The organism is Streptomyces sp. NPDC088350 (genome assembly GCF_044753545.1).
Classification (GTDB): Bacteria; Actinomycetota; Actinomycetes; order Streptomycetales; family Streptomycetaceae; genus Streptomyces.
Map to the genome: position 1 here is coordinate 1 of NZ_JBIVNL010000028.1, position 11,853 is coordinate 11,853.

Annotated in this window: 10 protein-coding genes; 5 read left to right on the forward strand and 5 right to left on the reverse strand. The window is 70.4% G+C overall.

Annotated features, from left to right (window positions below):
- The 3 genes from treS to glgB form a co-directional block, all read left to right on the forward strand.
- On the forward strand, positions 1 to 1,196 hold a 1,196-nt coding region (gene treS, locus ACIQBL_RS47955; protein ID WP_401955328.1), incomplete at its 5' end, for a maltose alpha-D-glucosyltransferase.
- A 103-nt stretch (positions 1,197 to 1,299) separates the two neighbouring features.
- A complete protein-coding gene (locus ACIQBL_RS47960; RefSeq protein WP_401955330.1) occupies positions 1,300 to 2,676 on the forward strand; it encodes a maltokinase in 1,377 nt (458 codons plus the stop codon).
- A 257-nt stretch (positions 2,677 to 2,933) separates the two neighbouring features.
- A complete protein-coding gene (glgB, locus tag ACIQBL_RS47965; protein ID WP_401955340.1) occupies positions 2,934 to 5,264 on the forward strand; it encodes a 1,4-alpha-glucan branching enzyme in 2,331 nt (776 codons plus the stop codon).
- A 113-nt stretch (positions 5,265 to 5,377) separates the two neighbouring features.
- Here glgB and ACIQBL_RS47970 read toward each other — a convergent pair whose 3' ends face one another.
- From ACIQBL_RS47970 to ACIQBL_RS47985, 4 genes are all read right to left on the reverse strand, one after another.
- Entirely contained in the window at positions 5,378 to 7,612 is a 2,235-nt protein-coding gene (locus tag ACIQBL_RS47970; protein ID WP_401955343.1) for a HelD family protein, read from the reverse strand.
- A gap of 157 nt (positions 7,613 to 7,769) precedes the next feature.
- The gene (gene trxA / locus ACIQBL_RS47975; RefSeq protein WP_401955345.1) at positions 7,770 to 8,084 is read right to left on the reverse strand and encodes a thioredoxin; all 315 of its coding nucleotides are present in this window, start codon (positions 8,082 to 8,084) and stop codon (positions 7,770 to 7,772) included.
- 14 nt (positions 8,085 to 8,098) lie between these two features.
- Positions 8,099 to 8,485 (reverse strand): MerR family transcriptional regulator, encoded by a 387-nt coding sequence (locus ACIQBL_RS47980; protein WP_401955332.1) that lies wholly within the window; start codon positions 8,483 to 8,485, stop codon positions 8,099 to 8,101.
- 29 nt (positions 8,486 to 8,514) lie between these two features.
- Entirely contained in the window at positions 8,515 to 9,024 is a 510-nt protein-coding gene (locus tag ACIQBL_RS47985; protein ID WP_401955334.1) for an Lrp/AsnC family transcriptional regulator, read from the reverse strand.
- 39 nt (positions 9,025 to 9,063) lie between these two features.
- On the opposite strand from ACIQBL_RS47985, the gene ACIQBL_RS47990 reads away from it, so the two are divergent.
- Both ACIQBL_RS47990 and ACIQBL_RS47995 read left to right on the forward strand, forming a co-directional pair.
- Positions 9,064 to 9,981: an NAD-dependent epimerase/dehydratase family protein gene (locus tag ACIQBL_RS47990; RefSeq protein ID WP_401955336.1), complete on the forward strand. Its 918-nt coding sequence runs from the start codon at positions 9,064 to 9,066 to the stop codon at positions 9,979 to 9,981.
- 1 nt (position 9,982) lies between these two features.
- Positions 9,983 to 10,888: an aldo/keto reductase gene (locus tag ACIQBL_RS47995; RefSeq protein WP_401955338.1), complete on the forward strand. Its 906-nt coding sequence runs from the start codon at positions 9,983 to 9,985 to the stop codon at positions 10,886 to 10,888.
- Positions 10,889 to 10,923: 35 nt separating this feature from the next.
- On the opposite strand, the gene ACIQBL_RS48000 is transcribed toward ACIQBL_RS47995, so the two are convergent.
- Positions 10,924 to 11,688, reverse strand: a complete 765-nt coding sequence (locus tag ACIQBL_RS48000; RefSeq protein ID WP_401955347.1) for a DUF2127 domain-containing protein — start codon at positions 11,686 to 11,688, stop codon at positions 10,924 to 10,926.
- Positions 11,689 to 11,853: the final 165 nt, after the last annotated feature.

Sequence of the window (11,853 nt, forward strand, 5' to 3'; positions counted from 1 at the left end):
CCTTCGACCCCGTCCGCAAGCAGTACTACTGGCACCGCTTCTTCTCCCACCAGCCGGACCTCAACTACGAGAACCCGGCCGTCCAGGAGGAGATCATCTCGGCGCTGAAGTTCTGGCTGGACCTGGGCATCGACGGCTTCCGCCTCGACGCGGTCCCGTACCTGTACGCGGCCGAGGGCACCAACTGCGAAAACCTTCCGGCAACCCACGAGTTCCTCCGCCGGGTCCGCAAGGAGATCGACGCGCAGTACCCCGACACGGTCCTGCTGGCCGAGGCGAACCAGTGGCCCGAGGACGTCGTCGACTACTTCGGCGACTACCAGAGCGGCGGGGACGAATGCCACATGGCGTTCCATTTCCCGGTGATGCCGAGGATCTTCATGGCGGTACGCCGGGAGTCCCGCTACCCCGTCTCGGAGATCCTCGCCAAGACCCCCGCGATCCCCTCCAGTTGCCAGTGGGGAATCTTCCTGCGCAACCACGACGAGCTGACCCTGGAGATGGTCACCGACGAGGAACGCGACTACATGTGGGCGGAGTACGCCAAAGACCCGCGTATGCGCGCCAACATCGGCATCAGGCGCAGGCTGGCCCCCCTCCTCGACAACGACCGCAACCAGATCGAGCTGTTCACCGCCCTGCTGCTGTCACTGCCCGGCTCGCCGATCCTCTACTACGGCGACGAGATCGGCATGGGCGACAACATCTGGCTCGGCGACCGCGACGCCGTCCGCACGCCCATGCAGTGGACACCGGATCGCAACGCGGGTTTTTCGTCCTGTGACCCCGGCCGGCTGTCGCTGCCGACCATCATGGACCCCGTCTACGGCTACCAGGTCACCAACGTCGAGGCGTCGATGTCGTCGCCCTCCTCGCTGCTGCACTGGACGCGCCGCATGATCGAGATCCGCAAGCAGAACCTGGCGTTCGGCCTCGGCTCGTACCGGGAACTGCCGTCGTCGAATCCGGCGGTGATCGCGTTCCTTCGCGAGTACGAGGACGACCTCGTCCTGTGCGTGAACAACTTCTCCCGGTTCGCGCAGCCGACGGAACTCGACCTGCGGGCGTTCAATGGAAGGCATCCGGTCGAACTGTTCGGCGGGGTGCGCTTTCCGGCCGTAGGAGAGCTGCCGTACTTGCTGACGCTGGCGGGGCACGGCTTCTACTGGTTCCGGCTCCGCAAGGAAGCCGCGTAGGACCGAACCCTCAGGGGCGGGGCGGATTCGGTTTCCCCCGCCCCGCCCGGGGCACGCAACAGTGACACCCCGACCACCCCCCGGGGAAAGGAATGTGACACCTATGGCGGAGACTGTCACAATTTCCGGCCGGACCAGCCCCGGGCCGGGCCTCCTCGCGTCGCTCGACCCCCTCCTGCGGGAGTGGCTGCCGAGGCAGCGGTGGTTCGCGGGCAAAGGGCGTCCCGTCACCGGTTTCTCGCTGGTGGCGGCGACCGAGCTGCTTCCGCTGGACGGCCCGCTGGGCCTCTACCACCTGCTGGTCCGCGCCCACCAGTCACCCGCCCCCGGCGACTGCTACCAGCTGCTCATAGGCGTGCGCGAGGCGCTGCCGCCCCGGCTCGCGCCCGCGCTGATCGGACATGTGGAGGAGGGCCCGCTCGCCGGACACACGGTGTACGAGGCCCTGCACGACCCCCGGCCCGCCGAGGTGCTCCTGGAGGCGCTGCGCACCCGGGCCCGCATCGGCGGGCTGCGCTTCGAACGGGCCCAGGGCGGCCCGGACATCGCGGCCGGCCTGGCACCGCGCCTGATGACCGCCGAGCAGTCCAACTCGTCCGTCGTCTACGGCGATACGTTCATCCTGAAACTGCTGCGCCGCACAGTGCCCGGCACCAACCCCGACCTGGAACTCCCGCTGGCCCTCGCCCTGGAGGGCTGCCCCCGGGTACCGGCGCCGACGGCGTGGCTACGGGCGGAGTTCGCCGACGAACCGTACGTCCTCGGCGTGCTCCAGCCCTTCGTGCGGGGCGCGACCGACGGCTGGGAACTGGCGCTGCGCGAACTGGCCAAGGGCGAGGACTTCGGCGCGGAGGCGCGGGCACTGGGCCGGGCGACGGCGGAGGTCCACGTGGCGCTGGCGCGAGCGCTCCCCACCATGACCCTGGGCCACGTCCCACTCCACCACCTGGTCACGGGCATGACCGACCGCCTCGACGCGGCGGCCCAGGCCGTACCGGCCCTGCGCCCCTACGCCCCCGGCCTGCACTCGGCGTTCTCGGCCCTGGCCGGCCTCGCGGCCGAGGGCCACACCTGGACCGCCCAGCGCATCCACGGCGACCTGCACCTCGGCCAGTGCCTGCGCTCGCCCTCCGGCGAGTGGTCGCTGATCGACTTCGAGGGCGAACCCTCCAGGCCCCTCGCGGAACGCCGTATGCCCCAGCCTCCGGTACGGGACATCGCCGGAATGCTCCGTTCCTTCGACTACGCGGCTCACTCGACGACCCCGGCGGCACCGGGCTGGGCGGGGACGTGCCGGGCGGCGTACTGCTCCGGGTACGCGGAGGTCACCGGCGTGGACCCGCGCACTGACCCCGTGCTCCTCCGCGCGTACGAAACGGACAAGGCGATCTACGAAGTCCTCTACGAGGCCCGCCACCGCCCCGACTGGCTCCCGGTCCCCCTGTCCGCGGTACGCCGCCTCGCCAACCCCACGACCTGACCCCCTTCGCCCAGGAGGCTCCACCCGTGACCCCGCGTCCCGCCGAGGAAAAGAACGACACCGGCCGACAGCCGACGGCCCCCAAGAAGAACAAGAACAAGAAAGTTGCGGCAGAGAAGGTCGCGGCAGGGACGGGCACTGTGAGGAAATCCGTGACGAAGAAGGCCGCAGCGAAGAAGGGTGCCGCGAAGAAGAACGCGGCCAAGAAGACATCCGCGGCCGAGGAACAGGGCAGGCGGAAGACGGTGACGGTCGACATGGGCACGGATACGGACGCCGACACAGGCACGAACGCGGGTACGGACACAGGGGCGGGGGCCGCCGCTCCCGCAACGGAGAGCAAGCCCTCCACCCCGGAACCGGTCACCGCCCCGGAGTCGCCCACACCCCCGGACATCACCGTCTCCCCCGCCCTGGACCCCACCGACCGCGACCGGCTCCTCCACGGCACCCACCACGCCCCCCACTCCGTACTCGGCGCCCACCCGGTCCCCGGCGGAGTCGCGTTCCGGGTGTTCCGGCCGTTCGCGCTCGGAGTGACCGTCGTGGCCGGGCAGTTGAAGGCGGAGTTGCACGACGACGGGGACGGGTTCTTCTCGGGGCTGCTCCCGCTCCGTGGCGTGCCGGAGTACCGACTCGCCGTCGCCTACGACGGCACCGTGCAGGAGATCGAGGACGCGTACCGTTTCCTGCCGGCGCTGGGTGACCTGGACCTGCATCTCATAGGTGAGGGCCGGCACGAGGAGCTGTGGCAGGCGCTCGGGGCACGGACGATGACGCATCAGGGGGTCACCGGAACCCGGTTCACCGTGTGGGCGCCGGACGCCCAGGGTGTGCGGCTGGCCGGTACCTTCAACTTCTGGGACGGGACGGGCGCCCCGCTGCGCTCGCTCGGCGGTACCGGTGTCTGGGAACTGTTCGTGCCGGGCGTCGGCGAGGGCGAGCTGTACAAGTTCGAGATCACCCGGCCCGACGGTTCGAAGACGATGCGCGCCGACCCGATGGCCCGTCGCACCGAGGTCCCGCCCGCCACCTCGTCGATCGTCCACGCCTCGCACTACGAGTGGAACGACGCGGAATGGATCGCCCGGCGCGCCGAAGTCCCGGCCCACGAAGCCGCGTTCTCCGTCTACGAGATCCACCTCGCCTCCTGGCGCCCGGGACTGACGTACCGCCAGCTCGCCGAACAACTCCCCGCCTATGTAAAGGACTTGGGCTTCACCCACGTCGAGATGATGCCGGTCGCCGAGCACCCCTTCGGCGGCTCCTGGGGCTACCAGGTCACCGGCTTCTACGCCCCGACCGCCCGCCTCGGCACCCCGGACGACTTCAAGTTCCTGGTCGACGCACTGCACCAGGCCGGTATCGGTGTCCTCATGGACTGGGTGCCGGCCCACTTCCCGCGCGACGACTGGGCGTTGGCCGAGTTCGACGGCCGCCCCCTGTACGAGCACGAGGACCCGCTCCGCGCCGCGCACCCCGACTGGGGCACCCTGGAGTTCGACTTCGGCCGCCGTGAGGTCCGCAACTTCCTTGTGGCGAACGCCGTTTACTGGTGCGAGGAGTTCCACATCGACGGCCTGCGCGTGGACGCGGTCGCCTCGATGCTCTACCTCGACTACTCACGCGAGCCGGGCCAGTGGACCCCGAACGAGCACGGCGGCCGGGAGAACCTCGACGCGGTCGCCTTCCTCCAGGAGATGAACGCGACCGTGTACCGCAGGGTGCCCGGTGTCGTGACGATCGCCGAGGAGTCCACCGCCTGGGACGGCGTCACGCGGGCCACGCACCACGTCGGCCCCGGCGGATTCGGCGGCCTGGGCTTCGGGTTGAAGTGGAACATGGGCTGGATGCACGACTCGCTCGACTACATGTCGCACGAGCCCGTCCACCGCAAACACCACCACGGCGAGATGACGTTCTCCATGGTCTACGCCTACAGCGAGAACTACGTCCTGCCCATCTCGCACGACGAAGTCGTCCACGGCAAGCGCTCGTTGGTGTCGAAGATGCCCGGCGACTGGTGGCAGCAGCGCGCCAACCTCCGCGCCTACCTCGCCTTCATGTGGGCCCACCCCGGCAAGCAACTCCTCTTCATGGGCCAGGAGTTCGCCCAGGGCGCCGAGTGGTCGGAAACCCACGGCCCGGACTGGTGGCTCCTGGACCCCGCCTACGGCGCGGAGGCGGACCACCGGGGCGTACGCGACCTCGTCCGCGACCTCAACACGGTGTACCGCCACACTCCCGCCCTGTGGCAGCTCGACACCTCCCCCGCCGGCTTCCAGTGGATCACCGGCGACGCCGCCGAGGACAACGTCTTCGCCTTCCTCCGCTACGACACCGACGGCTCCCCCCTCCTCGCCGTCAGCAACTTCTCCCCCGTCGTCCGCCACGACTACCGCCTGGGCACCCCCGACGACATCCCCGCCTGGCACGAGACCCTCAACACCGACACCGCGGTCTACGGCGGCAGCGACATCACCAACCCCGACCCGCTCAAACCGGAACCCCAACCGTGGCACGGCCGCCCGGCAAGCATCCGCCTGACGCTTCCACCCCTGGCGACGGTCTGGCTGCGCCCGGCGTAGCGACCTGAAGTTCTCAGCGCAGGCCGGCATTTTCAGCCCGTCCGGCATTTGAGGACGAGGCCCCTTCAGGGCCGATGGGGGTCTGGGGGCGCAGCCCCCAGGGACGCCCACCCTCACTCCCCCGCCGCGCCGGCCAAGCTCACCGGCAACGCCCCCGTATACAGCACCCCCAACCTCTGAGTAGCCCGAGTCAACGCCACATACAGATCACTCGTGCCGTACCGCCCCGGCTCGACAACCAGCACGGAGTCGAACTCCAACCCCTTGGCCTGCCGCGGGGTGAGGAGAACGACGCCCCGCGTGAGATCCGGCTCCGCCCCCGCCGTCACCCCGTCCAGCCGCGCCGCCAGCCTCCGATGCAGATCACGGGGCGCGACAACGGCCAACCGGCCCTCCGCCGGGGCGAGTTCACCCACGGCCTTGGCGACGGCACCCGGCAGATCGTCAGTGGCCCGCACCCAGGGCCGTACCCCCGTGGACCGCACCGAACTCGGCGGTTCGAAGGCCGGGTTCTCCGCGCGGACGACGGCCGCCGCGAGGTCCATGATCTCGGCGGGGGTGCGGTAGTTGACGCCGAGGCGGGTGTGGTCGAAGCGGTCCTGGACGTACGGGGCGAGGATCTCCGACCAGGAGCCGACGCCGGCCGGTTCCGCCGTCTGCGCGGGGTCACCCACCAACGTCATCGACCGGGTCGGACTCCGCCGCATCAGCAACCGCCAGGCCATCGGGGAGAGTTCCTGCGCCTCGTCGACGATGATGTGCCCGAACGCCCAGGTCCGGTCGGCCGCCGCACGCTCGGCGGCGCTGCGGTGGTCCTCCTCCTCGTGCCGCTCCGCGAAGCGCTCCGCGTCGATGATGTCGTGCGCGGACAGCACCTCCGAGCCCTCCGGGTCGCCCTCCTCCTTGTCCTCGAACTCGAAGGTCCGGGACGCGAAGGACACGTCCAACACCCCCTGCGCGAACGACACTTGCTCCTCACGCTCGCGCTCGGCCCGCGCCAGCCGCACCCGGTCGTCCCGCCCCAGCAGCTCCGCGGCCTCGTCGAGCAGCGGTACGTCCGCCACGGTCCACTCGCGGGTCACCGGGCGGCGGATGGCGTCCGCGTCGTCGTCGGAGACGTAGCCCACGGGGTCGGCGAGGAAGTCCGCGACGAGGTACCGCGGGGTCAGGCGCGGCCACAACTGGTCGATGGCGGCCCAGACTTCGGGGTTCTCGGCGAGTTCGTCGCGGATCTGGGTGATGTCGCTGGGGTCGAGCAGGTTGCCGCCGTCGAAGGGGTCGGTGCCGATGCGTTCGGCGACCATCTCGGTGAGCGTGTTGAGGATGTGGCCCTCGAAGTGCTCGCGGGCCGCGTTGTGCGGGAGCCGGGCCTCGCGGGTGCGGTCGCGGGCCATCCGTACCAGGCCGTCGTCGAGCATCAGGATCTCGCGGTCGTGCTCGATCGCGATCACCGGGTCGGGCAGTGACTGCCAGTCGCTGACGACCCTGGCGAGGACGTCGGCCATGTCGGCGCGGCCCTTGACGGCCGCCGCCGCCCGGCTGTCGGTGGCCGTCGCCTTCACACCGGGGAACAACTCCCCGACGGTCGCGAGGAGTACGCCGGTCTCGCCGAGGGAGGGCAGCACCTCGCCGATGTAGCCGAGGAACGCGGGGTTCGGACCGACGATGAGGACGGCCCGCTTGGCGAGCAACTCCCGGTGTTCGTAGAGGAGATACGCGGCCCGGTGCAGCGCTACGGCGGTCTTGCCGGTGCCGGGGCCGCCCTCGACGACGAGCACCCCGCGGTAGGGCGCCCGGATGATCTCGTCCTGTTCGGCCTGGATGGTCTGCACGATGTCGCTCATCCGGCCGGTGCGCGCGGAGTTGAGCGCGGCGAGCAGGACGGCGTCGCCGCTCGGGTCCTCGTGGCCGGTGCGGGTGGCGTCGCCGAGGTCGAGGATCTCGTCGTGCAGGGCGGTGACATGGCGGCCGTCGGTGGTGAGGTGCCGGCGGCGGCGCAGGCCCATCGGGGTGTGGCCGGTGGCGAGGTAGAAGGGGCGGGCGACGTCGGCGCGCCAGTCGATCAGGATCGGGGTGAGGTCGGCGTCGTCGGAGCGGATGCCGATACGGCCGATGTGGTGGCTGACGCCGGAGGTCAGGTCGATCCGGCCGAAGCAGAGCGAGCCGTCCACGGCGTTCAGCGCGGCGAGCAGCCCCGAGCGCTCGGCGACCAGGATGTCCCGCTCCAGCCGGGCCTGCATGGGCGTGTTGCCCTGCCCGAGCGCGTCCGTGACGGAGTCCTCGGTGGCGCCGCGCAGCGCGTCCACGCGTGCGTACAGACCGTCGATGAATTCCTGCTCACCGTGAATTTCATCGCTGTTTGACAATTCCACTCCCGGACCTATATACTGTGCTCACTGAGCCTCTTTGCGACCGAATTCCCGTGAAGTCGCGAACCATTGAATATACGCAAAGAAATCCCCCGAGCGCAATTGCTCGGGGGATTTCTTTGCGTATCGGGCAGGCTCACAGCACGTCGGAGAGCTCCTCCAGCAGCTTGCGCTTGGGCCGGGCCCCCACCATCGCCTTCACCGGCTCACCGCCCCGGAAGACCATGAACGTGGGCATCGAGAGAACCTTGTACGCGTTCGTGGTCTCCGGATTCAGGTCCACATTCAACTGCACCACCTTGAGGCGATCGGCCTCCTCGGTGGCGAGAGCGCGCAGCACCGGCGCCATCTGCCGGCACGGAGGACACCAGTCCGCCGTGAACTCCACCAGCACCGGCAGCTCCGACCCGATCACCTCCGCCGCGAAACTCTCGTCCGTCACGTCCATCACATGCGTCACGTCGCTCACAGTTCCCGCTCTCCCAGTTCGCACAACGGTGGTGGCTCCTCGACCGACGACAGCCGCACCCCGATCTCCGCCCGTACCGCCTGCAACTCCCCGATCAGGGAATCCAGTTCGGCCAGCTTCCGGCGGTAGACCGCGAGCGACGCCGGGCACGAGTCGCCCTCCGGGTGCCCGGCCCGCAGACACTCCACGAAGGGCCGCGTCTCCTCCAGGTCGAACCCGAAGTCCTGCAACGTCCTGATCTGCCGCAGCAGCTTCAGATCAGCCTCGTCGTACGTCCGGTACCCGTTGCCGCCCCGCCGCGCGGGCAGCAGCCCCCGCGACTCGTAGTACCGCAACGCCCGCGTCGTGGTCCCGGCCCGCGCGGCCAGCTCGCCGATTCGCATACCTACGACGGTAATCCTTGACGTCGGCGTCAGGGCAACAGCGGTTTCCGCTCCACCGGGGAGGTCAGCACGACGGACGTCGTGGTGCGCCCGAGCGCGGAGACCGCTTCGAGGACTTCCTCCAGGTGGACGGTGTCCCGGACGGCGACCTTGAGGATCCAGCAGTCCTCGCCGACGACATGGTGCACCTCGGTGATCTCGGACCGCTCGATCAGCTCCAGGGTGCGGGGGTGCTTCAGGGTGTAGCCGCCGTGCGGGTCGACCCGGACGAACGCCTGGATGCCGTAGCCGAGCCGGCCGGGGACGACATGGGCGCCGTAGCCGCTGATCACGCCCGCGGTCTCCAGCCGTCGGACGCGCTCGGTGACCGCCGCCGGGCTCAGCCGGACCTGTCGCCCGAGTTCGCTGAGCTTGATCCGGCCGTCGGTCTGGAGGAGGTGGAGGATCCGCCGGTCCAGTGCGTCGAAGGCCACCGGTGTTTCGCCGGCGGTGGCTCGCGGATGCCGTGGTTCTTTCGGTACGGCGGCCGGAACTCCCATGTCTCCCCCTTCCGATCCTGCTGCTGCGTCCGAAGAATTATGGTCATGGAAAAGACGCGGGACGTACTGGTCATCGGCGGGAACCGCTACTTCGGCAAGCGGCTGATCGCCCGGCTGCTGGCCGCCGGGGACCGGGTCACGGTCCTCAACCGGGGTTCGTCGGCACCGCCCGCCGGGGTGACGCACCTGATCGCCGACCGCGACGACGAGGACGCGCTGCGCGCCGCACTCGGCCCGCGCACCTTCGACGTCGTCGTCGACCAGGTCTGCTACACCCCGCGCCAGGCAGCGATCGCCCGCCGCGTGTTCGCCGGCCGCACCGGCCGCTATGTGCTGACGTCGACCGTCGAGGTGTACGAGTACGAGGACTCGCCCGCGCCGGTGAGCGAGGCGGCCGTCGATCCGCACGACGTCCCAGTCGATCTCGAACTCCCCTGGGACGAACCGGAGTTCCTCGACTCGCACTACGGCGAGGGCAAGCGGCAGGCGGAGGCGGTCTTCGCGGCCGACCCGGAGTTCCCGTACACGGCGGTCCGCGTGGCCCATGTCCTGGGCGGCGCCGACGACTTCACCGGCCGCCTGGACCACTACACGCACCGCGTCCGCACCGGCGAGCCGATCGCGGTGCCCCGCACCAACCACCCGGCGACGTACATCCACGTCGACGAGATCGCCGACTTCCTCTTCTGGACGGCCGGCCAGGACTTCACCGGCCCGGTCAACGCGGCCTCCCACGGCCCGCTGACCACACAGGACCTGTGCGCGGCACTCGCCGCCCACATCCCGTCCGGGAACGCGGTGTTCAGGACGGCGGCGGAGGGCGAGACCTCCCCGTTCTCCTTCGCCCGCTCCTACGGCATGGACAACTCCCGTGCGGAGAAGCTCGGTTACGTTTTCGGCGACGCTCGGCGGTGGCTGCCGCGGGCGGTCGCCGAGACCCTGGGAAAGGACAACTGACATGCGGTACCGCGCACTTGGCGACCTGCGCGTGAGCGCCGTGGGGCTCGGCGCGATGCCGCTGTCCCTGGAGGGCCGCCCGGACGAACAGCGCGCCCTCGCCACGGTGCACGCCGCCCTGGACGCGGGCGTGACCCTGCTGGACACGGCGGACTCCTACCACCTCCCGGGTGCCGGACCCGGCCACGGCGAACGGCTGATCGCCCGCGCGCTCGCGGCCTACGGCGGCGACACGTCCGACGTCCTGGTCACCACCAAGGGCGGCCGTGGCAGACCCGCCGACGGCAGCTGGACGGTGACCGGTTCCCCACGCCACCTCAAGGCCGCCGCCGAGGCCTCCCTGAAGCGGCTCGGCGTGGACGCGATCGGCCTGTACCAACTCCACAAGCCCGACCCGGCGGTGCCGTACGAGGAATCGGTGGGCGCCCTGCGTGAGCTGCTCGACGAGGGGAAGATCCGGCTGGCCGGCGTCTCCAACGCGGACGCCGGCCAGATCCGGCGGGCCCACGCGATCCTCGGCGACCGCCTGGTCTCGGTGCAGAACCAGTACTCGCCCGCCGTGCGGGACGGCGAGGCCGAGCTACGGCTGTGCGCCGGACTGGAGCTGGCCTTCCTGCCGTGGAGCCCGCTGGGCGGCATCTCCCGCAGCTCGCTGAACGGCCCGTCGAGCCTGGACCGGGGTCCCGGCTTCGGCGCGTTCCACTCCGTGGCGCGCGAACGGGGGGTCAGTCCGCAACAGGTGTGCCTGGCCTGGCTGTTGGCGAAGTCGCCGCGCGTGATCCCCATTCCGGGAGCCAGCCGGCCGGAGACGATCCGGGACTCGGCGCGGGCGGCGGACCTGGTGCTGAGCCCGGCCGAACTGACCCGCCTGGACGCGACGCCCGCGCCGAGCGTGGACCGGTCGTGAACCGGTCGTAGGCGAGGAACTCGTGGACCGGGGGGTCAGAGCATGACGCCCGCCGACGTCTCCACTTCCAGCAGGGACGCGCTCTCGCGTTCCTCGTCGAAGGCCCTGCGTCCGCCGCGCAGGCCGAACAGCCGCTTGGCGAGGGCGATGTAGAGCACGGCGAGGATGTTGAGGACGAGGGTGGCGATCTTCAACCAGCTGATGTGTTCGGTGAGTTCGTAGATCTCCAGCGGCAGGAACGCGGCGGTGGCGACCACCGTCAGATACTCCGCCCAGCGCTTGGCGTACCAGAGACCGCCCGCCTCGACGAGTTCGATCAGCGCGTACGCGAGCAGCAGGACGGCGACCAGGACCAGCGTGGAGTGCTTGTAGCCGAAGGTCTTCTGGATGCTGCCGACGATCGGCGAGTGATCGAGGTCGTAGTGGAAGTGCCGGAAGACGGGGCGGAAGACGTTGAGGTAGTCGTCGAACAGCTTGCGCACCGAGTCCTGGCTGTTGCTGAACTTCCACACGGCGGCGGCCACCAGCACGATGAACACCCCGCGCACGGCCCGCTCGACCGCCAGGAACCGCAGGATGAACAGATCCCGCAGCACCTTCCCGCGCGGCACCAGCGGAGCGTGCTCGGCGGGTCCCGAACCGTGCGGGTCGCCCAGCACGAAGTCGCCGCAGCGCAGACAGCGCCAGGCCGTACCGAACTTGGTCTCGACGCGCAGCCGCTCCCGCAGCGCCGTCTCGTCGGGCGCGTACGTCACATGCCCGTGCCGTGCGCAGTGCCGCCGGTCCCAGTCGATCTTCATGCCCATGTCCCCCGTGACTCCCGCCGAACGCGAACGTGGCGGGGCGGGGGTTTACGGCCCGGGACGGCCCCCGGGTGGGGGGGGGGGGGGGGCGGGCGCGGGGGGGGGGGGGGCCGGGGGGGGGGGGGGGGGCCGGGGGGGGGGGGGGCGGGGGGGCCCCCCCCC